A 23818-nucleotide genomic window follows, 5' to 3' on the forward strand; every position below is an offset into this window, starting at 1 on the left:
GCATCGACGTCATATGCATCCGTGCCGATGTGCGTTGTCAGTGCGTTCAGTGCCTTGGGAGGCTTCCCACCATACTACCATGCACCTTTCATTGTCAGCGTGCTTGCCCGCGGCTCGCGAATCCACACGAGCGAACACACCGCGCCGAGCACCGCGATGGCGCCGGCCAATACAAATGCGCTGCCATACGCGCCATGCGTCGCCTGAACGATGAAGCCAGTCACCGCAGGTCCAATCACGCCGGCCAGATTCGCCAGCAGATGCACGAAGCCGCCGACGCCGCCCACATGTTCGCGCGGCACCGTGTCCTGAATCACGGCCCAATAGACGGCGCCCGTCACGTACAGGAAGAAGATCGAGACCGACATCAACGCGACCGCGCTTTGCGTGCTCACCACGCGTCCGGCCAACGCGACGCATACCGCTGCGGCGCCCAGGCATGTGCTGAGCACGATCTTGCGCGAAAGCAGCGGCTTGCCGGTCAGACGCAGAATCAGGTCGGAGATAAAACCGCCAGCCGCGAGTCCGATGCTGCCGAGTACCCACGGAATCACCGTGGCGATGCTCATGTCATGCAGGCTCAGGTGATGCGCTTCGGTCAGATACGTCGGGAACCAAGAGAGAAAGAAAAACAGCACGTAGTTATACGAGAAGAACGCAAAGGCAGTTGCAAGAATGATCGGCTTGCGCAGGAAGTGGCGGAGGCCCAGCTTTGCACCGTCGGCGGAATGTGCGATGGCATGCTCGTCCGCCTGGCCCGCCAGAATCAGCTCCATCTCGTCACTGGTGACACGTGAGTTCTGCTGCGGATGCTCGGTCGTCGTCGCGGCCCAGACAATGAGCCACAGCAGACCCAGCAGCATGATCGCGACGAACGCCCAGCGCCAGCCGAACTGCACGGCCATGAACCCCACCACCGGACCCGCCAGCGCGCCGCCGAGCGGCGTACCGGAACTGATCACACCGATCGCGCTCGCCACTTCCTTGCGCGGAAACCAGTTGTTGACCATCTTGCTGTTCGACGAACTGAACGGACCCTCGCCCATGCCGAACAACACGCGCAACACGATGAGCGAACCGATGCCGGTCGCCAGTGCAGTCGCGCCGCAAAACACGGACCATACGCCCATCGCCGTGCCGAACACTCGCTTTGCTCCGATCTTGTCCGACAGCACGCCGCCGACAAAATTGAACAACGCATAGCCCACGAAAAAGCTGCTGAACACCACGCCCATCTGCGCATGCGAAAAGTTCAGGTCTTTCTGGATCAGCGGTGCGGCGATAGACAGCGCGGAGCGGTCGAGATAATTAACGACGCCCGCCAGAAACAGCAGCGCGACGACAAACCAGCGTTGACTCTTGATCATTGGATGTCTCCTTCCATACGCCTCTTGACGGGCGTTCGAACGGCTTGTGAAGTTCAGGCGCCTGGTCGACGCGCGCATGCGCAACGCGCGTACAGGCGTGCGGGGTCAGTCGAAATTCAGGTGCACTTTCATGGACTGGGAGCGGTCCAGCGCGACTTCGAACGCCTGGTTCGCGTCGCTTATTGCGAATGCGTGCGTCATCAGCGGGCGCAGGTCGACTTTGCCCGACGCGATTTCATCGGCGGCAATCGCGTATTCGTCGGTGAAGCGGAACGAGCCTTGATAGCGAAGTTCTTTCGACATCACCAGGTTCGCGGCAACCGGCGATTGTCCCGCGGGCAAATTGCCGACCTGGATCACCGTGCCGCCGGCGCGCGCCGAACGCAGTGCGGTATCGAGTCCTGCGGGGCTGCCGGACGCTTCGATCACGACATCGAAGGTGCCGCGTTGCGCGGACCACTGTTCGATAATCGCGGTATCGGCGGCATTCACGGTCTGGTCAGCGCCGAGTTGTTCGGCGACCTGCAAAGCACGGCTCGACAGATCGACCGCAACGACTCGATGCGCGCCGGCGCGCCGCGCCACCGTCAACAGAATGCAACCGATCGGACCGCAGCCGATCAGCAGCACGCTCGCACCGACCAGCGAGCCGGCCTGCTTCACCGCATGCAGCGCGACGGCAAGCGGCTCGGCCATCGACGCCTGAGCGAAGTCGACGCCAGCCGCAACCGGAATACACTGCCGCGCCGCCACGACGATGTACTGGCGGAACATGCCCTGCGTGTGCGGAAACGTCGACGCGCTGCCCATGAAGCGCATGTTCAAGCAATGATTAGGCATCCCTACCGTGCAGTACTTGCACGTCCCGCATGCGAGGCCCGGATTCACCGCGACGGGCTGACCAGGCACGAGGCGCGCGTCCGCACTCATGCCTTCACCGAGCGAATCGATTTCGCCGGCCACTTCGTGTCCGAGCACGAACGGCTCGCGCACGGCGAAATCGCCGCTTTTGCCCTTGAAGTAGTACGACAGATCGGAACCGCAAATGCCGCCCGCGCGCACGCGCACTCGCACCTGACCGGGGCCGGGCTCCGGCGGATCGACCTCGTCGATGCGGATCAGTCTGGGTTCGTGAAGCACGGCTGCAAGCATGGTGGACTCCGGTATGACAGATGCGCGAACTCAACGCCGCGCGGCAAAAAGCGAGATGAAAAAGCCAGGGCTTCGGCAGCGGTGCTTCACCAGTTCCACAGCGTGCCGTCTTCGAGACGCGCAACGGGCAGATACGCCGGGTCGTATGGGAAACGCGCGGCCGCGGCTTCGTCGATATCGACGCCGTGACCCGGCGCATCGCCCGGATGCATCATGCCTTTGTCGAAGCGCCAGGCATGCGGGAACACTTCGAGCGCCTCCTCAGGAAAGCCCATGTATTCCTGAACACCGAAGTTCGGCACCCACAGGTCGAAATGCAAGGCCGCGCCCATGCACACCGGCGACAGGTCCGACGGCCCATGACAACCCGTGCGCACCTGGTACAGCGAAGCAAAATCAGCAATGCGCCGAAGATGCGTGATGCCGCCCGCGTGGGTCAACGTCGCGCGGATATAGTCGATCAGTTGCTCCTCGACCAACTGCTTGCAGTCCCAGATACTGTTGAACACCTCGCCGACTGCAATCGGCGTCACCGTATGCTCGCGAATCAGCCGGAAGCCGGCCTGGTTCTCGGCGGGCGTGGGGTCTTCCATCCAGAACAGGCGATACGGTTCAACCGATTTGCCTAGACGCGCCGCCTCGATCGGTGTCAGGCGATGGTGCACGTCGTGCAGCAGATGGCTATCGAAGCCGAACTTGTCGCGCACGGCTTCGAAGAGCTTCGGCACAAAGTCGAGATACTTTTCCGACGACCAGCTTTGCTCTTCCACCGCGCCCTTCGTCGCCGGCTCGTACATGCCGCTGCCTTTCGACACGCCATAGACCGAGCGCATGTTCGGCACACCGCATTGAATACGAATGGCCTGATAGCCGGCCTCGATGTGCTCGGCGTAACGGTCGAGCGCTTCGGGAATGTCGCGGCCGGTGGCGTGGCCATAGACCATGACACCTTCGCGCGACGCGCCGCCGAGCAGCTTGTACAAGGACATGCCCGTGACCTTGCCGAGAATGTCCCACAGCGCCACGTCGACGGCGGCGATTGCCGTCATGGTGACGGGACCGCGGCGCCAGTACGCGCCTTTGTACAGATACTGCCAGGTGTCCTCGATACGGCCAGGATCGCGGCCGATCAGCAGCGGACACACATGGTCTCTCAGATACGATGCAACCGCCAGTTCGCGGCCATTGAGCGTGGCGTCGCCGATACCGTGCACGCCTTCATCCGTGACGATTTTCAGTGTGACGAAGTTGCGGCCTGGGCACGTGACAATCACGTCGGCGCGAACGATTTTCATGTCTGCTTCCTTGCTTAAGACGGGTCTTGCACGGCGCGGAAACCGCGGTCGCATTGGACTCGCGGCTTGCGGTTTTCATGTCGCTTTCAACGAGGCGATGCGGCGACGCGGCTATTGAATTCAGCTTCAACTGCTTGCCTCGAATCGTTTAAACGATGCTACCATACAAGTATAGCGAGACGTCAAATCAGGGTTTTCCCGCTGACTCACGGCGTTTTCCGGCCTGTTACCTCATCTGGACTTCACTACATGAGCACGCCACCTTCACTGCCTCGCCTTACCCGCCACGCGTTGCCCGCGTTGCATGACCATGTGTTGTTACCGGAGCGGCCTGAGTGGCACGAGCCGCGCATCGGCATCGTCCATCTCGGCATCGGCAATTTTCATCGCGCGCATGAGGCGCTCTATACCGAAGAAGCCATGCTCGCCGAAGGCGGCGACTGGGGTATTTGCGGCGTCACGCTGCAAGGCGACGTGGCCAAGCGCGACGCGCTGATGGAGCAGCAAGGTTTGTACAGTGTCGTCGAGCGCGGGCCCGAAGGCGCAAAGGTGACGGTCGTGCGCGCGTTGCGTGAAGTGCTCGCCATGCCTCACGATCACGACGCACTGTTCGCGCGCCTCGCCGATCCTTGCGTGCGGATCGTCTCCCTGACGGTCACGGAAAAAGGCTATTGCCGCGATCCAAAGACTGGCGACGTCGCGCTCCACGATCCCGCCGTCGCGCGCGATCTGCAGAATCCGCACGCGCCGCGCACGGTGCCCGGCATTCTGGTCGCGGCGCTGCGCAAGCGGCGCGATACGGCGAACGCGCAACCGTTCACCGTGCTCTCGTGCGATAACCTCGCGCACAACGGCGCGGCGTTGCGCCAGGTCGTGTGTTCGTTCGCACGGCAGTGGGATGCGGCGCTCGCCGACTGGATCGCGGCAGAAGTCGCATTCCCGTCGACGATGGTCGACCGCATTGTGCCGGCTACCACCGAGGCAGAGCGTGCCACTGCAGCCGCCACGCTCGGCTACCGTGACGACGCGCCCGTGCCTTGCGAGCCGTTCCGGCAATGGGTGATCGAAGATCGCTTTCCCGCGGGACGTCCTGCATGGCACGCGGTGGGCGCGCAACTCGTTCACGACGTGACGCCGTTCGAGCTGGCGAAGCTGCGCATGCTCAACGGCACGCATTCCACGCTCGCCTATCTGTCGATGCTCGGCGGCTTCGCCACCATCGACGAAGCCATTGCCGAACCCGCCATGCACAAACTCATCCACGCGATGATGACGCAGGAAATCGCGCCGACGCTCGACATGCCCGGCTCGTTCGATATTGCCGGCTATCGCGATGCATTGCTCGCGCGTTACGCGAATCCGGCACTCAAGCACCGCTGCGCGCAAATCGCGATGGACGGCAGCCAGAAGATTCCGCCGCGCCTGCTGGGCACGATCGCGGCGAACTTCGGCGCAGGCCGGCCGATCACGCGTCTCGCACTCGCGGTCGCGGCATGGATGATGTTTTTGCGCGGCTACGCGGACAACGGCTCGCGTTACGACATCAGCGATCCGCTTGCCGATAAATTGAAGGGGCTCGCGACGTCGGCTAATGGCGAACCGCAAGCACTGATGGATGCGCTGCTATCCGTGCGCGAAGTATTCAGCGCGGAACTGGCCGCGCAACCCGAATTCAGAGCGGCGCTTCATCACGCGTTGCAGTTGCTGAAGAATGATGGCGCCCGCGGGGCGATAGCGGCATTGCAATAGTGCACTGCATTTAGTGCCTGAATCACGCCGTCGGCTCGGCCTCGTGCCCTTCGGTTGCGCCTTCGCCGGCTTGCGCGTGCACGGCTTCCACCCGTTGCACCTGCTCACCGCGGCGCGCTTCGAGTACGTCGTGATAACGCAAATAGGCACACCGTCCCCCCGATTTCGCGGCGTACATCGCCGCGTCGGCGTTCAGCAGCAGTTCCTCCGCCGTGCCGCTATCGTCCGGAAACTGGCTGATGCCGATACTCGCGCCCACCGTCATGCTTTGACCGTCCATCACGATCTCTTCATTCAGTGTATCCATGATGCGCGACGCGATGCCCGGCGCCGCTTCCGCTGAACGCGGCCCTTCAATCAGCACGATGAATTCGTCGCCGCCAAGACGCGCGACGACATCCGCGGAATGCAGTACCTGCTTGAGCCGGCGAGCGACCGCAACGAGCACCTTGTCGCCGACCGAATGGCCGAACTGATCGTTGATCTGCTTGAAGCGGTCGAGGTCCACGAATAGCACCGCGAGCCCTTCACGGCGACGCGTCGCTTCCTGGATTGCACGTTCGAGCTTTTCCATGAACAGCATGCGGTTCGGCAATCCGGTCAGCACGTCGTGCGTGGCGAGATGCACGAGTTCGCGCTGCTTGACATGCAGCGCGTCCATCTGCGATCTGATTTCGCGGCGCAAACGATCGAAACAGCGCGCGAGCACGCCGATCTCGTCGGTGCGTTTGAGCGGCAGTGTTTCCATTGCGTGCTCGGCGAAAAGATGCGTCGCCGCATACGCGAGAATATGAAGCGGCTTGGTCAGCGCGCGTGCAAACAGAATCGCGAGAAACAGCGCCAGCACGCTCGAAATCAGCACCATGCGGATGATGCTACCGCCAAGCAGATGCGCGCCCGACAGCACATCTTCGAGCGGCTTGCCGAGCCCGATGACGATAAAGCGGTTGCCCCCCGACGCGCCGAACGGCCTGCGCATGAAGGCGAGCACCTGCCCCTGCGCCTGCCGCGGACGCGCGAGGCCGTTCACCAGTACTTCGCTTTCCTTCTGCTCGAAAAGCGGCTTCGTGACGGCGAAACTGTCCTGCATCAGCACCCGGCGGCCTCTGTCGAAGCCGAACGTTTTCGATGTATCGGGATGAACGAGGAAGTCGCCCCATTCGTTGGCGAGATAGACCTGATAGTCGCTCGGCAAATCGCTTTGCAGGCGTTTGAGCAAACCCGCGAGGTCCACGTCGATCACGACGACGCCCACTACCGCGCCCTGTGCGTTGGCCACGGGCGTGCCGACCCGCAGCGTCGGTTTGCCTTGCGCCGCGTGCGCGCCGTATTCGTGATTGACTGACATCGGCGACGTGTAGATGCGTCCCGGCGAAAACGCGAGCGGCTCGAACACATACGGAAACTGGCCTTTTTCCTGCAGATTGCCGCCCTCCACGCGCATCAGTCCGTCGGCATCGCGGTCGAAGCGAATCAGTTCCAGGCCGTAATGTGCGCGGCTGATCAGGCGGATTTGCAGGTATTCGGCGTGATGGATCATGAAGCTCGAGTACACCTGCGCGAGCCGTTCTCGCGACGGGTTAGCGCGGGAGCCGTCATCGGTCGATGCGATTTCGGCCGACGAAGGCAAGCTCGCGAGCACCAGCGCGTCGGCGCCGACATCGTCGATCGATTCGGAAAAACGCTGGCCCAGCAATTCCGTCGACGTCAGCAGACTGTGCGCCGCTTCCTTCACCAGCATGGTGCGGTTCGCGCGATACGCGTAATAGCCCGTCGCGCCCGACGCCAGCACGCCGATGCACGCGAGCAGGATCGACAGCTTGAAGGTGAGGCCTGGGCGGATCATCAAAAGCGCTCCGAGCGGTCGCCGGACACGATTCTGCCCCACAGGTCCTCGCGCCGTTGAATGTCCTCCACCGGACCGATCCACACGATGCGAGCGCTGTCGCTATTCGCAGCCGCGGCGGTCAATGTATTCGCGAGTCCTTGCCGCTGGGTCAGCAACTGGCTCACGTCCGGTTCGAGCATGTAGTTGATCCACGCGAGGGCCAGCGCCGGATCGGCGGCTGCACGCGTCATCGACCAGCAATCGAGCCATGCGAGCGCGCCTTCGTCGGGAATCACGTAGCCGACGTCGGCGCCCGCGCGGCGCAGCAATTCCACTTGCTGCGTGCCGTAGTTGCCGAACATCAGCGCGACTTTATGCTGGATGAAAAACGCTGTCGCTTCTTCGGGCAGCGTGTAATAGGTCAGCAGATTGCGGCGCAGATCGACCAGCTTGTGCGCGATTGTGCGCATCTGCGTCGCATTGAGGTCGAATGGATTGCGATAACCCAATGCCAGGGCCGTGAACGAGAAATTGTGCTGTGCGCTGTTGAAGTCGAGCACCTTGCCGCGGTATCGCGGGTTCCACAGCTCGCGCATCGAGCGCGGCGCAACCGCGACCTGTTTGCGGTCGTAAATGAGCCCCATCGACGAATAGGTAAACGGGATTGCGTAGACCTTGCCGTCGAACGTCAGCCCTTCAATCGACGAACGCGCCTGGAAGCGCGGCAACTGGCTTCTGGTGTTGGGCAGGCTTTGCAGATCGAGCGGCGCGAGCAGATTGGCGCGCCTGTAGCGCTGGACTTCCGCGGTGTTGGCGGCGAGCACGTCGAAGGGTGCCGTGTTCTGCGCGTGCATTTGCGCCCACAGCGCTTCATCCGAATCGACGAGCGTCACTTCCACCTTCGCGTCGTAGCGCGACTCGAAAGTCTTGACTACGTCTGCATCGGCGTAACCGGGCCAGGCGAGCACGTGCAGAACTTTCTTTCCAGCTTCAGCCGATGCGCTCGAGAGCAGCCCAAGACAGAAAAGCGCACTTGCGACGAGCCGGACGAAAACGCCAAAACCGCCGAAACCGCTGCGCGCCGCCAACCGTGCACGCGACGAAGCCACTGCAACCCGCGGCTGGCCGTGCCGTTTACAACAGCGCATTTCATCTGCCATCGAAATCATGTGCATACAACACCATTTAGCAGAAGGCAGTTTCCGGCGAACAAACGCCCGCGTGAATGACTCGCGTATTAATACTGGAGACGTTTTCCTCAGACAGAAAAAAGCGCTTTGCGCTGCCTGGCAAGCGCGAGGAGCAACGATGATAGCGCTAAGCAATCTGTTTTTGGTTTCCCTGCCGCGTCAATGCCTGAAATAACTGATCATCGGCGGGACACGACGGGCATTCATCACCTGATAACGGCACGTGCTTAACTTTCTTTAATAATTGCGGGCGATTAAAACGTCAGGCCCTGACGGTTTTCATTTAACGATTCGCATTACGTCCTCATTACGTCCTCATTGCGGTTTTTCGCCGCGGACAGGCATGGTCAATGCCGCATGCATTCACTGCCACGCCGCGCGAGCCGGCGGGCTTTCAGTGGGCGGCCGTGCGCGGTTCGCTATCCGGTGTTTCACTAACTACCCAATATTTTTGAACTGATAAGCTTGGCGCGCGCTGCTGGCCGCCCCGGCCGGCGGCTTCAACCCAGGCCCGGTCGTAAGTCGCGCCGGGTTTCCCGCAGCGGCACAACCGCATGCGGGAGTATTTGAACTACACCGAGGAGTTAAACAGTGAAAAAACTGCTAGCGGCTTTGACGGTTGCTCTGCTTGCCACCGTCTCGATTGGCGCACACGCTAAAGATTGGTCCACCATCCGTTTCGGGGTCGATGCCAGCTATCCCCCGTTCGAGTCCAAAGGCTCCGACGGCAAGCTCGTTGGCTTCGACATCGACCTCGGCAACGAAATCTGCACGCGCCTGAAGGCCAAATGCGTGTGGGTCGAAAACGACTTCGACGGCATGATTCCGGCTCTGAAGGCGAAGAAGTTCGACGGCGTGCTGTCGTCGATGTCCATGACGCCGCAACGCGCCGAACAGATCGCTTTCTCGTCGAAGCTGTTCAACACGCCGACGCGCCTCGTCGCTAAGAAGGGCTCGGGCATCGTGCCGACGGCTGAATCGCTGAAGGGCAAGACGGTCGGCGTCGAACAGGGCACGATCCAAGAAACCTACGCGAAGACGTACTGGGAACCGAAGGGCGCGAAGGTCGTGCCGTATCAGAACCAGGACCAGGTGTATGCCGACTTGCTGTCGGGCCGTCTGGACGCAGCGTTGCAAGATGCCGTGCAAGCTGAAATCGGCTTCCTGAAGACGCCGCGCGGCGCGGGCTTCGAGTTCGTCGGCAAGAACCTCGACGATCCGAAGATTCTCGGCAACGGCGCGGGCATCGGCATGCGCAAGGAAGACACGGACCTGAAGGCGAAGGTCGACAAGGCAATCGCCGACATCATCAAGGACGGTACCTACAAGAAGCTCGAGAAGAAGTACTTCGACTTCGACGTGTACGGCAGCTAATACGCCAGCCAGTAAGCCAGCCAAGTCCGCCACGCGCGTTTAACGGCGCGCGGAACGGCTCGCAGAAGACGGGCTCCGCCACACGCGGAGCCCGTTTCGTTTTACGGCGCAAGAAACCACGTGCCGCGCCGTATCGGCTAAGATCGTGCGATCGAAGCGCCGCGGACCTGCTGTGATCGCGGCTGCGCTCGACTGACATCATGCAAGCTTTCCACCTGTAATCAACGAGATAGCGGCGCGCCGCACTTTCCCCCGCGAATTCGACAACCATGCAAACCCAATCCCATCCGCTGATTGCGCCGACGCTCGGCACCGCCCGCAACCTGACGAGTTTTCATTACGGTCCCGGCGGCGGACAGAAGATTTACATCCAGTCGTCGCTGCATGCCGACGAATTGCCGGGCATGCTCGTTTCGTGGGAACTGCGCCGCAAGCTTGCCGCGCTCGAAGCAGCCGGCAAGCTGCGCGGCGAAGTCGTGATCGTGCCAGTGGCCAATCCGATCGGCCTCAACCAGCACTTCCTCGGCCATCTGACAGGGCGCTTCGAAACCAACACCGCGCAGAACTTCAATCGCAATTTCCATGATCTTTCGGCACTGGTGACGCCGGTGATCGAAGAACGTCTCACCGATAGCGCCGACGCCAATCGCACGGCAATTCGTGCCGCGATGCGCGAAGCGCTCGACGCGCAACAGCCCACCACCGAGCTGGAATCGCAACGTCTCGCGCTGCAAAAGCTTTCCTACGATGCGGACGTCGTGCTCGATCTGCATTGCGACTGGGAAGCCGCAATGCACCTGTACACGAATCCGGACCTCTGGCCTGAAGTCGAACCGCTCGCGCGTTATCTGGACGCGAAAGCGTCGCTGCTCGCGCTGAACTCGGTTGGCAATCCGTTCGACGAAATCCACAGCTTCTGCTGGTCGGATCTGCGCGGCCGTTTTGGAGAGCGCTTTCCGATTCCGAACGGCTCGATCTCGGTCACCATCGAACTGCGCGGCCAGCGCGAAGTGTCCTACGAGTATGCGGAGCACGACGCGCAGGCGATCATCGAATATCTGACCTCGCGCGGCGTAATCGACGGCACGGCCGCCCCGCTGCCGCCGCTCGAATTTGCGGCCACGCCATTGGCCGGCGCCGAACCGCTTGTCGCGCCGATCAGCGGCGTGCTGGTGTATCGCTGCGAAGTGGGCACATGGGTCGACATTGGCCATGAGATCGCCGATATCGTCGACCCGTTGACGGATCGCGTCGTGACGCTCAAGAGCAGCGTGGCCGGCGTGCTGTATGCGCGGCATTTGACGCGCTTTGCAACGGCTGGTCTCGAGTTCGCGCGAATTGCGGGCGCGAATGCTTTTCGAAGCGGCTCGCTGTTGAGCAATTGATGGTGTGGCCGCCGAAGTTTAAAGGCAAAGGCGAAGGCGCCATGACGGCGCCCTAACCCCGCTTCGGCCGTAGTGGCCGGCAATCAGGCGCGCTGATATAGCCCGCTAATAAACCCATCAAAATGCCGGAATAATCGCGCCTTTGAACTGCGTGCTGGTGTACTTGCGCACTTCATCCGATTCATACGCCGACGGCTCGTTCTGGATGCCGATCTTCGCGCCTTCCGGCAGATCCTTGAGCGACTTTAGCTTCTTCGAATAGAAGCCCATTGGCGACACATACGTCAGGCCCACATTGACGATCCTGTAGCCGCGCTGCCTGATCTGGCTATCGAGAAACGGCTGATGCTGAAAGCCGTTGGCGTCGAGATCGTCCGCATCCAACGCTGCGTTCGGCTGCACGTAGTCGTTGAATTCGATCATCTTCACGCGTCATTCGCCCACCGATTGCCATCGACTGTCGCGCGGGTGCGACAGATTTCGAAATGAACCAGCCTGTCACATACCTTACTCAGCGTTCCCTTAAATTTCAGGCCATCGCACGACCTTACCAAAGAGCACGGCGTTGCGATCGCTTAATCTTTAATCGGAGAAACGTTTTGAACAAGAAACTATTGACCGCCGCTACCCTCGCCGTCTTCGCAAGCGCCGCTCACGCGCAAAGCAGCGTCTCGCTGTATGGCGTGATCGATGCCGGCATCAGCTACGTGAACAACTCGAGAACCACTACGGGTCACGACAATCTCTTCAAGTACGACGACGGCGTGGCACAAGGTAGCCGTTGGGGCCTGCGCGGCACCGAAGATCTGGGCGGTGGCCTGAAGGCGCTGTTCGTGCTGGAAAACGGCTTTAACAGCGGCAACGGCACGCTCGGCCAGGGCGGCGCGATGTTCGGCCGTCAGGCGTATGTGGGTCTGTCGAAGAACAATATGGGTTCGCTGACGTTCGGCCGCCAGTACTCGTTCTCGACCGATTACCTCGGCGGCAACTATTCGACCGGCGGTCAAACGGTCGCGGGCAACTACGCTTACCACATCAACGACGTCGACCAGTTGACGTCGAGCCGTATCAACAACTCGGTGAAATTCAGCAGCGCGAATTTCTCGGGCCTCACGTTCGGCGCGATGTATGGCTTCTCGAATCAGGCTGGCGCATTCGCCGGCGCGCCGGCAACGGGCACGACCGCAGCGCCGGTCGCGGGTTCGTCGCGCGCTTATAGCTTCGGCGTGAACTACGCGAACGGTCCGTTCGGCGTCGGCGCGGCATACACGGACATCCGTTACCCGAGCCAGGCAACGCCGTCGTTCTCGACGACCATCGCCAACGTGACGACGGGCAACATCCGCGATCTGCGCACGTTCGGCGTGGGCGGCCGTTACTCGATCGCCGCAGCGACGCTGTGGGCGTTGTACACGAACACGCGTCTCGAGACGATCACGGGCGGCGCGACGACGTTCGCCGCGTACGAAGCGGGCGCGAAGTACGCTTTCACGCCGGCACTCACGGCTGGCGCGGGCTACACATACATGCACCTGAGCAACGCGAACCGCGGTCACTGGAACCAGGTCGACCTGAGCGTCGACTATGCGCTGAGCAAACGTACCGACGTGTATGCGCTTGGTATCTATCAGATCGCAGCCGGCCGCAACGGCGCGCAGGACCTGCAAGCGCAGATCGGTTCGAGCACGAGCTACTTCAGTACGTCGGGCACGGGCGCGGACAATCAGTTGGCGTTCCGCGTCGGTCTTCGTCATAAGTTCTAAAGCTTTTAGAGCACTACCTACCGGCGCGAAACGGGAGTTTCTCGCCGGTGCGGAATGTGAGAAGCGCCCCTGCTTGCAGGGGCGTTTTCATGTGTGCGCTTGCGCACACATGTGCTCACAAAAGCGTCTTGACCGCACCTGACGCACGCTTTACATTTTTTCGGAATCCCTTCACCCGCTTTACGTTTCGTCGTATCTGACCCGCTCACCGGAGAGCTTATGGAACGCGAGCAAAGCAGTCCTTCCGCGGCGTCTTCTGATCAGGGGCAGCGTAACGACCGAAATGATGCGCCGTCGCCCGAGCGGCTGCTTCAATTGGGAATGGCCTTCTGGGCGTCAAAGACCTTGCTGTCCGCCGTCGAACTTGGTGTCTTCACGCAACTTGCCTGCGGTCCACGCGACGCGGCGGCGCTCACTGAATCGCTCGGCCTGCACCGCCGATCGGCACTCGATTTTCTCGACGCACTTGTCGCGTTGTCGGTACTGGAACGACACGACGGCATGTACAGCAACACGCCGGACGCGGACCTCTTCCTCGACAAAGCAAAGCCCTCTTACGTCGGTGGCTTGCTAGAAATGGCGAACGCCAGGCTCTATCCGTTCTGGGGTTCCCTCACCGAAGCACTGCGCACGGGCCTCCCGCAAAACGAAGCGAAAAGCGGCGGCAACCTGTTCGAAGCGATTTACCACGACGAGGCGTCGTTGCGCGGTTTCCTGCGTGCAATGAGCGGGGTGAGTCTCGGTGCCGCGCGTGCGATCGCGCAGATTTTTCCATGGAGCAAGTACCGCACGTTTATCGATATCGGCACCGCACAAGGCGCGCTGCCTGTACAAGTCGCACTGGCGCATCCTCATTTAAGCGGCGGAGGGTTCGACTTGCCGGCAGTGGGTCCGGTATTTAACGAGTACGTCGCGGCACATGGACTCACGGATCGCTTGAAGTTTTATCCTGGGGACTTTTTCAACGACTCTTGTCCCACTGCGGATGTTCTGATCATGGGCCATATTCTTCACGACTGGCCGCTGCCGCAAAAGCTGGAACTACTGTCAAAGTGCTATGCGGCGTTGCCGCCGGGCGGCTCGCTGGTGGTGTATGACGCCATCATCGACGACGAACGCCGCAGCAACGCATTTGGCCTGCTGATGAGCCTCAACATGCTGATTGAAACGCCTGGCGGTTTTGACTACACAGGCGCGCAGTGCCGCGACTGGATGAAACAGACCGGCTTCTCGGACGTGCGAATCGAGCATCTTATCGGGCCGGACTCCATGGTGGTGGGAATCAAGTGACGGGGCTCGCGCGAAGCCCGATCACTACCGCTTTAATAAAGCCCCGCCAACGTCCTCTCGGGCATTTCCTTATCGTATTGCTCACCATCGAAAGTGCCGCCACTCAGACGCCTGTGCATGTCTCCCGCACTCGGCAAACTCGTGCGGGCAACGGGCTTCGCGGGATCCCAAAGCCCCGGGCGAACTGCGTTAGCAGATCGGGGTGTAGTGTGGCTTGTCATAGATTTCCTCGAGGTGCTCGACGCTTTTAACCGTGTATGTCATAGCAGACGCCCCCGCATTGAAACGATCAAATTGATGGAAACAGCAACGGGCAGTATAGGCACTGGGAGATGTTCGGTAAGTCACGAGTTGTTGGCATCTCCCTGCCGGGAATAAGAACCTCACTGCAACGGTTAACCGATGCAGAGCGCGTCAATACGAACTCAAATCGGGTTCGAACAATGTGCTCGTACATCGAGGAGCAGTGCCATGAAACGCATCTATTCAAACCGCGCAGTATCGCGCTCATTCATCACAGCGATCGCGAGCATCGCACTTGCGATCACATCGACGTGGGCGCACGCACAAGCATCACCCTCCGCCGGCACGCATCAACTCACGCGCGCCGAAGTCATGCATGAACTCGAAGAACTCGAAGCCGCCGGATACAACCCGTCTTTAGGCGACGACTCCAGTTATCCCGCCGACATTCAGGAAGCGGAAAGAAAGGTCGCCGCAATGCATGCAGCGCAACAAAGCGCGCTTATGGACAAGGAGCCGGCAATGCAGGCCATGCCAATGCAGTGATAAAACTCGCGCTTCACACACGCTACGGGAAACCTAGCTGCCAACGTTATAAGGCCGCGTCATCAACTCCAGGAAATGGCCATCTGGGTCGTCGAAATACAACCCACGGCCACCGTTGTGCGAATACGTCTCTCCAGCGCGTCGTTTACCTGGGTCGGCCCAATAGTCAAGCCGCAACTCGCGAATACGCGCAAACGCCCGCTCGAACTCTTCCTCGCTGATCAGAAACGCGTAGTGCTGCATCGCGATCGGATCATCGCTTTCGTAGAAATCCAGCGACACGTCATTGGCCATCTGCACGACCAGCATTTCCCCGAACGGAATCGGAGCCGGCAGGTCCAGAATGTCCCCGAGAAACTCGGTCGACGCCTGCTTGTCCCGACACCAGACGATAGTATGGTTCAGCTGCACACTCATGCTGCGCCTCCATGCGGTAGGTACTCATCGAATCAATATAGTCGAAGCGTCATCGCTCAACCGCTCCGTCCCGCAACTCCTGCGCGATAAAGTCGACGAACGCGCGAATGCGATTCGACATCTGATGCCGTTGCGAGTACACCGCGAAAATATCGGCGTTCGGCGTGTCGTGATCGGGCAGCACGACAACGAGTGACCCGTCGGCCAGATACTGTTTGATGTCCCACTCGGCCCGCATCAGGATGCCGTGTCCTTCGAGCGCCCACTTCACCGCGATCTCGCCATCGTTCGTAGTCAGCGTGCCTTTGATGCGCACCGCTTCCGTCTTGCGCGACGCCCCCTTGCCTGAAGTCAGGCGCCACACGCCATACGCTTCGTCGCCCTGGCGGATGCCGATGCAGTTGTGCCGCGTGAGATCGTGCGGCGTCACCGGCATACCGTGCGACGCGATATACGAAGGCGCCGCGCACAGCAGGCGCCGGTTGCCCGCGAGGCGCCGCGCGACGACCCTCGTGTCGGGCGGCTCGCCGAAGCGAATGCAGACGTCGAAGGTATCGTCCGTGAGCGGCGGCGGCGTGACCGACAACTGAAGCTGAACCGACACCTGCGGATACCTCGCGACAAAGCGCGAAATCGCGGGCGCCACATGGCTGCGCCCGAATCCGAGCGTGGCATTCACACGCAGCAATCCCTTCGGACTCTTCTTGGCGGTGCCCAGCAGCTCAACCAGTTCATCGATCTCGTCAAGAATCCTGCGCGCACGTTCGAGATACAGCTCGCCCTCGGGCGTGAGCATCATCCGGCGTGTCGTGCGGTTGATCAGCGCCACGCCCGCGCGGCTTTCCATCTGCGTGAGCCGCTTGCTCACGGCCGCGGCCGTCAGTCCGAGTTCCCGCGCCGCCGCGCTCAGGCTGCCGGACGCCGCGAGCGTCGAGAAAAAGCTCAGATCCGCCGGTTGAACGGTATCGCGCATCGGTTTTACTTGTGAATAAAAGTTAAAGATGCTTTGAGTCTAGCACCGGTTTTTGCGCCCGGATGTCGATACAGTCACTCACATCCACAACATATGAAGGGCGCCAGACATGCATACCTATCGCATTGCAACCATTCCCGGCGACGGCATCGGCAAGGAAGTCGTGCCAGCCGGCGCGCAAGTCCTCCAGGCGCTCGCGACAACCACGAAGTCGTTCGCGTTCGAATTCGAGAACTTCGACTGGGGCGGCGACTATTACCGCAAGCATGGCGTCATGATGCCGGCGGACGGACTCGACGCGATCCGCAACAAGGACGCGATCCTGTTCGGCTCGGCAGGCGATCCGGACATTCCCGATCACATCACGCTGTGGGGTCTTCGGCTGAAGATCTGCCAGGGCTTCGACCAGTACGCGAACGTCCGCCCGACTCGCATCCTGCCCGGCATCGATGCTCCGTTGAAGCGCTGCAAGCCCGAGGATCTCAGCTGGGTGATCGTTCGCGAGAACTCGGAAGGCGAATATGCCGGCGTGGGCGGCCGCGTTCATCAGGGCCATCCGATCGAAGCCGCGACGGATGTGTCGATCATGACGCGCGCCGGCGTCGAGCGCATCATGCGCTTCGCGTTTCGCCTCGCGCAGTCCCGTCCGCGCAAACTGCTGACCGTGATCACGAAGAGCAACGCGCAACGTCATGCAATGGTGATGTGGGATGAGATCGCGCTGCAGGTCTCGAAGGAATTCCCGGACGTGAACTGGGACAAGGAACTGGTGGACGCGTCGACCGCGCGCATGATCAACCGTCCCGCGAGCCTTGACACGATCGTTGCTACCAACCTGCACGCCGACATCCTCAGCGATCTTGCCGCCGCGCTCGCCGGCAGCCTCGGCATTGCGCCGACCGGCAACATCGATCCGGAGCGCCGCTTTCCGTCGATGTTCGAGCCGATCCACGGCTCCGCGTTCGACATCATGGGCAAGGGCCTCGCGAATCCGGTCGGCACCTTCTGGTCGGTCGTCATGCTGCTCGAACATCTGGGCGAATTCGATGCTGCGAAGCGCGTGATGCAGGCAGTTGAAGCCGTCACTGCAAACAAGTCGCTGCATACCGGCGACCTGGGCGGCACGGCAACGACCGCGCAGGTGACGGCCGCCGTTTGCGCGTTCATCGAACAAGCAGCAGCGCCTGCCGCCAACGCCGCATAAGCCTGCATAGCCGCCTCGCCGACACCTCGTGACGGGCGCCGAACCCAACAGCCGCATTCGACGGCTGCGGCGCGCCCCGCACGCCTGGTGCATTTCCAAGAGAGCCCTGCTCACGCCTCCCAAGGAGGAGACAATGAATTCCGATCTCGAAAGCCGGGTTTCCCGCAAGCTCATGCTGCGGATCATCCCGTTTGTCATGCTGCTGTACTTCGTCAGTTTTCTGGACCGCGTCAACGTAGGCTTCGCCGCACTCACGATGAACAAGGCCATTGGCCTGTCGCCCACGGCATTCGGGTTCGGCGGCGGGCTCTTCTTCATCGGGTACTTCCTGTTCGAAGTGCCGTCGAATCTGATTCTTCACAAGGTCGGCGCGCGCCGCTGGATTGCTCGCGTGATGGTGTCGTGGGGCATCGTCTCGCTGGCGTCCGCGTTTGTCGTCGGGCCGAACAGCTTCTATGCGCTGCGTTTTCTGCTGGGCGTTGCCGAAGCGGGCTTCTTTCCAGGCATCATTCTCTATCTGAGCCTCTGGTTTCCAACCCGTCAGCGCGCGGTGGCCGCGGCATGGTTCATGGCCGCCGCACCGATTTCCACGGCAATCGGATCGCCCATTTCCGGCGCCATCATGAAGCTTCCGTCGATCTCGGGTCTTGCGGACTGGCAGATGCTCTACATTCTCGAAGCACTGCCTGCGGTCGTCCTCGGCTTCCTTGTGCTCAAGTACCTGACGGACACGCCGTCGAAAGCGGAATGGCTGCAGCCGGAAGAGCGCGAATGGCTGATTGCGAGGCTGAAGACAGAAGCGGACGCGAGGCAATCGCATGCGGGCCACACGGCCGGCGCGCTGAGCGCGCTGCGCGATCCGCGCGTGCTCGCGCTGGCGTTGATCTACTTCGGCACGTCGGCGGGGTTGTACACACTCGGCTTGTGGGCGCCGCTGATCATCCGCCAGTATGGCTTCGACTCGTTTCAGACCGGTCTGCTGGCGGGCATACCGAGCATCGTCGCCGTGGTCGCAATGATCCTGTGGGCGAAGCATTCGGACCGCACCGAGGAGCGCACGTGGCATGTCGTCATTCCCTGTGTGGTGGCCTGCCTCGGCTTCGTGTTCGCGGGTAACGCCGCGACGGCGTTGATGATCGTCCTCGCCCTCGTGGTCGTGAACATCGGAATCAGCGCGGCCAAGGCGCCGTTGTGGGCCATGCCGAGCATGTTCCTGTCAGGCGCGGGCGCGGCGGCGGGCATCGCGATGATCAATTCCATCGGCAATCTCGGCGGATTCGTCGGTCCGTTCGCGATCGGCTGGCTCAAGAACGTGACGGGCGGTTACTCGGCGGGCTTGTACGTGGTCGGCGCGACGCTGGCTGTGTCCGCTGTCGTCACGCTGATGCTGAGCCGGCAATCGAAGCAGGCGCCGGTCGCGGTCGGCGAGCGGCACGGACACTGAGATACATGCAATCGCAATCCGCGATCCGTTGATGAAAGGCCCGCGTGATCTTTGACCGGCATTAGCGTAACCTCGCAGGCATGGCCAGACATAACACCATGTCATGACCTCTCCAACAATTGCGGCGTTGCTCCGGCCAAATTGACTCACTATATTTCAAGTCATGCCCGCGCTATTTCACCTCCGGCCGCAAGCCGCAGGCGCGATAGCGCCGACCTGGATGATGTCTTTCGCTTCAACCGTATCGAGGAGAAGTCGTGATCAGCATGCCAAGGTTGCGCCCGTTTGCCATGACTCTGGCGTTGAGCGTCGCGAGCATGGCGCCCGCTCTCGCTGCAGGAAAAATCACCTTCGTGTCGCAAGGCGGCACTTATCAGGAGGCCCAGACCAAAGCCATTCTCGACCCGGCGGCCAAGGAGCTGGGCATCACGATCAATCAGGACAGCATTCCGGACGCGTGGCCGCAGATCAAGGCCCAGGCTGCCACCGGCAAGCCGATCTGGGACGTGGTGGATACGCCCACTTCCAACTGTCTGCGCGGCGGCCGCGAAGGGTTGCTCGAAAAGCTCGACTTCTCGAAGATTCCCAACGCCGCCGCGATGCCTGAAAAGTACCGTACGCCCTACTCGGTCGCGTACGAGTTCTATTCGACTGTGATCGGCTACAACAAGAAGACGCTGAAGAAGGTGCCGCAAAGCTGGGCGGATTTCTGGAATGTAAAGGCGTTCCCCGGCACGCGCGCGCTGCGCAACGATCCTCAGACGGTGCTCGAAGCCGCGCTTCTCGCCGACGGCGTATCTCGCGACAAGCTGTATCCGCTCGACGTGGACCGTGCCTTCAAGAAACTGCAGCAGATCAAGCCTGACATCACGGTCTGGTGGACCTCGGGTGGCCAGTCCGCGCAATTGCTGCATGACGGCGAAGTCGATATGACGATGATCTGGAACGGCCGCGCGAGTGCGGTTCGCAAGGACGCTCCCGACGTCGACTTCACGTTCAATGACGGCATTCTGCAAAACACGCAGCTGTGCGTGCTGAAGAATGCGCCGAATCTGAACGACGCGATACGCTTCCTCAACACCGCGATCTCGCCGGAGTTGCAGGCCAACCTGCCACTCTACATCGACTACGGTCCGGGCAATCCGGCTGCATTCAAGACCGGCAAGATCACGGCCAAGCGCGCAAGCGAGCTCCCCAGTTCGCCGGAAAATGCCGCGAAGCAGGCGCTGATGTCTGAAGATTGGTGGGCCTCCGATGCAGGCATCCAGGCGAAAGCGCGCTGGCTGAAGTTCATGCAGTAACGGCCGCGCGACTAGCGCCAGGCCATTGACGCGCCCGCGGGAACACTGTTCATCGCGGGCGTTTTGCATCTTGCCGCGGGTTATCGTGCTCATCGTGCCCATGGCGCTCATCGCACATACAGCCATGAGCCACGCGCTCTTTATCTATTCAACGTGATCGACTATCTGATTCTCGGCGGCGGATCGGCCGGCTGCGTGCTAGCCGCGCGTCTCTCCGAAGACGCCGGCAAAACCGTGTGCCTCGTCGAGGCAGGCCGCGACATCTCGCAGGCGACGATGCCTGCCGAGATTCGCAGCCGCTATCCGGGCCGCGCGTATCTCGACACCGCGAACATCTGGCAGCAACTCAAAGCGCGCATGAGCGCGCCTGCCGCACTGCGCCGCTATGAACAGGCGCGGCTGCTCGGCGGCGGCTCCGCGATCAACGCATTGATGGCGAACCGCGGCGCACCCGCCGACTACGACGAATGGCAAGCACTCGGCGCGCAAGGGTGGAACTGGCAAGCGTGTCTGCCGTACTTCCGCAAGCTCGAAACGGATTGCGACTTCGGCAACTCGGGCGACAGCGGCCTGCATGGCGCAAGCGGCCCGCTGCGCATCCAGCGCACTGGCTGGCCGCGCATCTCGCCATTCGTGAAGGCCGTGCTGGACACATTGGACCAGCAGGGTTATCCGCTGCGCGCTGATCAGAACGGCGCATGGGAAGACGGCACATTCATTGGCTCGATCGCGGTAAGCGCGAGTGGCGAACGCATCCCCACATCCGTTTGCTATCTCGACGATGCCGTGCGAGCGCGGCCCAACCTCACAATCCGCACGGATGAGATCGCCGAGCGCATCCTGTTCGATGGCCAACGTGCAAGCGGCGCCCGCCTTGTTCGGCGTGACGGCCAACATACGGATACGCATCACGAATTGCGGGCCGGCTGCGTGATCGTCTGCTCGGGCGCGATCCACTCGCCCGCATTGCTGCTCAGAAGCGGGATCGGCCCCGCCGACGAACTTGCCGCGCTCGGCATCCCCATGCGCGCGCATCGCGAAGGCGTGGGCCGCAATCTGATGGAGCATCCGTCGATCGCGGTGTCGGCGTTTCTACCTCGCGCGGCACGCACGCCGTTTCCCGACGAGCATCACGAACAGGCGATCCTGCGCTTTTCATCGGGTTTGCCCGGCACCGTGCAGGGCGACATGCACGGCGCGATCCTGTCACGCTCGGGCTGGCACTCGGTCGGCTACCGTCTCGGCACGATGTTTTTCTGGGTCAATAAATCGTATTCGCGCGGACGTCTGAAGCTTAAATCCGCGAGCGCGTTCGATGAACCCGACGTCGACTTCGCGATGTTGTCCGATCCTCGCGATCTCGAACGCCTGAAGCTCGCACTACGTTTGGGTGCAAGGACGCTGGCTGCGCCGTCGATGGCCGCGCATCGCGGCGTGCTGTTTCCGTCGAGCTATTCGCCGCGAGTTGCAGCCGTCGCTGTGCCTGGCGTGTGGAACGCGTTACAGCGCGGCGCGCTGAGCGCATTGCTGGACATCGCGGGCCCATTGCGAGGATCGCTCGTGCGCAGCGTGGTGACGCAAGGCGTGACGCTGAACGATCTGCTCGCCGACGATGCCGCGATGACGCACTTCGTCACACGTTCAGTGGGCGGCACGTGGCATCCGTCGGGAACCTGCCGGATGGGCGCCGCCGACGATCCGCTCGCAGTTACCGATGCGCGCGGCGCCGTCTACGGCGTCGAAGGCTTGCACGTATGCGATGCGTCGTTGATGCCTTCGATTCCATGCGCCAACACGAATGTGCCGACAATTATGATCGCTGAGCGCATCGCCGACCTTCTGCGCGGTCGTGCGAGCGCCGCTTAATCGCCATACCCGACGATGCCCTTCACTTCCAGAAACGCCTCGAGTCCCCACTCGCCGTATTCGCGGCCATTGCCCGATTGCTTGTAGCCGCCGAACGGCGAGCCCGCGTCCCATGACGGATAGTTGACGTACACGCTGCCCGCACGCAAACGGAACGCGACACGCCGCGCGCGCGCCTGATCCGCGGACTGCACATAGGCGGCAAGGCCGAACGGCGTGTCGTTGGCAATTGCGATGGCATCTTCCTCGTCGCGATACGGAATGATTGCGAGGACGGGGCCGAAGATCTCTTCGTGCGCAATCGTCATCGAAGGGTCGACGTTCGCGAACACCGTAGGCCGCACGTAGTAGCCGCGCGTCAAACCGTCCGGGCGTCCTGCCCCGCCCGCCGCCAGTTGCGCGCCTTCTTCAATGCCCTTTTCGATGAGCCGTTGCACGCGCGCGTATTGCACGTCGCTGACAACCGGGCCCATCGTCGTTTCTATATCGCCCGCGGGACCGACACGATGCGCGGCCGCCGCGCGCTGTGCGATGCGCACAGCCTCATCATGCCGCGCTGCCGGCACGAGCATGCGAGTCGGCGCGTTGCACGACTGGCCGCTGTTGCTGAAGCACGAGTTCACGCCGGAAGTCACGGCCGCTTCGAAGTCGACATCGTCGAGAAGAATGTTGGCCGACTTGCCGCCCAACTCCTGATGCACCCGCTTGACGCTCGGCGCGGCGAGCTTCGCGATCTCGACGCCCGCCCGCGTCGAACCTGTGAACGACACCATGTCGACGTCCGGATGACTGCACAGCGCGGCGCCGACAGTCGGGCCATCGCCATTGACGAGATTGAACACGCCAGGCGGCACGCCGGCGGCATCGATCATTTCGGCGAACAGCACCGCGTTGAGCGGCGACACTTCGCTCGGCTTGAGCACCATCGTGCAACCTGCCGCAATCGCGGGCGCGACCTTGCAGACGATCTGATTGATCGGCCAGTTCCATGGCGTGATCAACGCGACCACGCCGACGGGTTCGTGATTGACGAGCGTCGTGCCTTTCTTGCGCTGCCACGCGAAGCTCTCGCAGGTCCGCAGCAGTTCTTCGAGGTGACGCTTGCCGAGCGCGGCCTGCCATGCATGCGACAGCGCTTTTGGCGCGCCGATCTCACGCGAGATGATGTCGGCCATTTCGTCGTAGCGCGCCATATAGGCGTCGAGTATCCGGCGGATTAGCGCGACGCGTTCGGCAGGCTCGGTCAGCGAGAACGACACGAACGCGCGCTTCGCGGCGGCGACTGCTCGTTCGACATCGTCCCCGTTGCCGAGCGCGATTTCCGCGAACGCTTCTTCCGTGCAGGGATCGATCACAGGCAGGCGTGCCGTGCCCGACGGCGCGACCCACGCGCCGTCGATATAAAACTTCTGTGCGTTCGACATCCGCTTT

18 protein-coding genes and 1 pseudogene are annotated in these 23818 nt (G+C 61.7%); 10 read left to right on the forward strand and 9 right to left on the reverse strand.

Annotated elements, in window-relative coordinates:
* Positions 1 to 74: 74 nt before the first annotated feature.
* The 3 genes from C0Z16_RS07840 to manD all read right to left on the reverse strand — a co-directional run bounded on the left by C0Z16_RS07840 (position 75) and on the right by manD (position 3814).
* On the reverse strand, positions 75 to 1367 hold the full coding sequence (locus C0Z16_RS07840) for an MFS transporter (protein ID WP_102631598.1): 1293 nt from the start codon (positions 1365 to 1367) through the stop codon (positions 75 to 77).
* A 105-nt stretch (positions 1368 to 1472) separates the two neighbouring features.
* On the reverse strand, positions 1473 to 2519 hold the full coding sequence (locus tag C0Z16_RS07845) for an L-idonate 5-dehydrogenase (protein ID WP_102631599.1): 1047 nt from the start codon (positions 2517 to 2519) through the stop codon (positions 1473 to 1475).
* Between the two features lie 86 nt (positions 2520 to 2605).
* Positions 2606 to 3814: a D-mannonate dehydratase ManD gene (gene manD / locus C0Z16_RS07850; protein ID WP_102631600.1), complete on the reverse strand. Its 1209-nt coding sequence runs from the start codon at positions 3812 to 3814 to the stop codon at positions 2606 to 2608.
* A 249-nt stretch (positions 3815 to 4063) separates the two neighbouring features.
* Between manD and C0Z16_RS07855 the strand changes: the two genes are divergently transcribed.
* Positions 4064 to 5563: a mannitol dehydrogenase family protein gene (locus tag C0Z16_RS07855; RefSeq protein WP_102631601.1), complete on the forward strand. Its 1500-nt coding sequence runs from the start codon at positions 4064 to 4066 to the stop codon at positions 5561 to 5563.
* Positions 5564 to 5585: 22 nt separating this feature from the next.
* Here C0Z16_RS07855 and C0Z16_RS07860 read toward each other — a convergent pair whose 3' ends face one another.
* Both C0Z16_RS07860 and C0Z16_RS07865 read right to left on the reverse strand, forming a co-directional pair.
* Entirely contained in the window at positions 5586 to 7409 is a 1824-nt protein-coding gene (locus C0Z16_RS07860) for a GGDEF domain-containing protein (RefSeq protein ID WP_102631602.1), read from the reverse strand.
* On the reverse strand, positions 7409 to 8566 hold the full coding sequence (locus C0Z16_RS07865; RefSeq protein WP_102631603.1) for an extracellular solute-binding protein: 1158 nt from the start codon (positions 8564 to 8566) through the stop codon (positions 7409 to 7411). Before C0Z16_RS07865 ends, C0Z16_RS07860 begins: the two co-directional genes overlap by 1 nt.
* A gap of 606 nt (positions 8567 to 9172) precedes the next feature.
* On the opposite strand from C0Z16_RS07865, the gene C0Z16_RS07870 reads away from it, so the two are divergent.
* Both C0Z16_RS07870 and C0Z16_RS07875 read left to right on the forward strand, forming a co-directional pair.
* Positions 9173 to 9955: an ABC transporter substrate-binding protein gene (locus tag C0Z16_RS07870; protein ID WP_102631604.1), complete on the forward strand. Its 783-nt coding sequence runs from the start codon at positions 9173 to 9175 to the stop codon at positions 9953 to 9955.
* 269 nt (positions 9956 to 10224) lie between these two features.
* Positions 10225 to 11340 carry a succinylglutamate desuccinylase/aspartoacylase family protein gene (locus C0Z16_RS07875; protein ID WP_102631605.1) on the forward strand — a complete coding sequence of 372 codons (1116 nt, stop codon included), beginning with the start codon at positions 10225 to 10227 and terminating at the stop codon, positions 11338 to 11340.
* Between the two features lie 189 nt (positions 11341 to 11529).
* Here the strand turns inward: C0Z16_RS07875 and C0Z16_RS07880 are convergent.
* A pseudogene (locus C0Z16_RS07880) lies at positions 11530 to 11769 on the reverse strand (MetQ/NlpA family ABC transporter substrate-binding protein); the annotation flags it as partial.
* Between the two features lie 170 nt (positions 11770 to 11939).
* Here C0Z16_RS07880 and C0Z16_RS07885 point away from each other — a divergent pair.
* From C0Z16_RS07885 to C0Z16_RS07900, 3 genes are all read left to right on the forward strand, one after another.
* On the forward strand, positions 11940 to 13103 hold the full coding sequence (locus C0Z16_RS07885; protein WP_102631606.1) for a porin: 1164 nt from the start codon (positions 11940 to 11942) through the stop codon (positions 13101 to 13103).
* Positions 13104 to 13322: 219 nt separating this feature from the next.
* Positions 13323 to 14393 carry a methyltransferase gene (locus tag C0Z16_RS07890; protein ID WP_102631607.1) on the forward strand — a complete coding sequence of 357 codons (1071 nt, stop codon included), beginning with the start codon at positions 13323 to 13325 and terminating at the stop codon, positions 14391 to 14393.
* A 471-nt stretch (positions 14394 to 14864) separates the two neighbouring features.
* Positions 14865 to 15182: a DUF4148 domain-containing protein gene (locus C0Z16_RS07900; protein ID WP_102631608.1), complete on the forward strand. Its 318-nt coding sequence runs from the start codon at positions 14865 to 14867 to the stop codon at positions 15180 to 15182.
* Between the two features lie 33 nt (positions 15183 to 15215).
* On the opposite strand, the gene C0Z16_RS07905 is transcribed toward C0Z16_RS07900, so the two are convergent.
* A complete protein-coding gene (locus C0Z16_RS07905; protein ID WP_102631609.1) occupies positions 15216 to 15599 on the reverse strand; it encodes a VOC family protein in 384 nt (127 codons plus the stop codon).
* A 49-nt stretch (positions 15600 to 15648) separates the two neighbouring features.
* Entirely contained in the window at positions 15649 to 16572 is a 924-nt protein-coding gene (locus C0Z16_RS07910) for a LysR substrate-binding domain-containing protein (RefSeq protein ID WP_102631610.1), read from the reverse strand.
* A 109-nt stretch (positions 16573 to 16681) separates the two neighbouring features.
* Here C0Z16_RS07910 and C0Z16_RS07915 point away from each other — a divergent pair, with 109 nt between their 5' ends.
* The 4 genes from C0Z16_RS07915 (at position 16682) to C0Z16_RS07930 (ending at position 22387) form a co-directional block, all read left to right on the forward strand.
* A complete protein-coding gene (locus C0Z16_RS07915; RefSeq protein WP_102631611.1) occupies positions 16682 to 17776 on the forward strand; it encodes a tartrate dehydrogenase in 1095 nt (364 codons plus the stop codon).
* Between the two features lie 133 nt (positions 17777 to 17909).
* A complete protein-coding gene (locus tag C0Z16_RS07920; RefSeq protein WP_102631612.1) occupies positions 17910 to 19220 on the forward strand; it encodes an MFS transporter in 1311 nt (436 codons plus the stop codon).
* Between the two features lie 290 nt (positions 19221 to 19510).
* The gene (locus C0Z16_RS07925) at positions 19511 to 20521 is read left to right on the forward strand and encodes an ABC transporter substrate-binding protein (RefSeq protein WP_102631705.1); all 1011 of its coding nucleotides are present in this window, start codon (positions 19511 to 19513) and stop codon (positions 20519 to 20521) included.
* A gap of 153 nt (positions 20522 to 20674) precedes the next feature.
* Positions 20675 to 22387, forward strand: a complete 1713-nt coding sequence (locus C0Z16_RS07930; protein ID WP_102631613.1) for a GMC family oxidoreductase — start codon at positions 20675 to 20677, stop codon at positions 22385 to 22387.
* Here C0Z16_RS07930 and C0Z16_RS07935 read toward each other — a convergent pair.
* The gene (locus C0Z16_RS07935) at positions 22384 to 23811 is read right to left on the reverse strand and encodes an aldehyde dehydrogenase family protein (protein ID WP_102631614.1); all 1428 of its coding nucleotides are present in this window, start codon (positions 23809 to 23811) and stop codon (positions 22384 to 22386) included. The two genes, C0Z16_RS07930 and C0Z16_RS07935, sit on opposite strands and share 4 nt — an antisense overlap.
* Between the last annotated feature and the right edge of the window lie 7 nt (positions 23812 to 23818).

The organism is Paraburkholderia rhynchosiae (genome assembly GCF_002879865.1).
GTDB classification, from domain to species: Bacteria; Pseudomonadota; Gammaproteobacteria; order Burkholderiales; family Burkholderiaceae; genus Paraburkholderia; species Paraburkholderia rhynchosiae.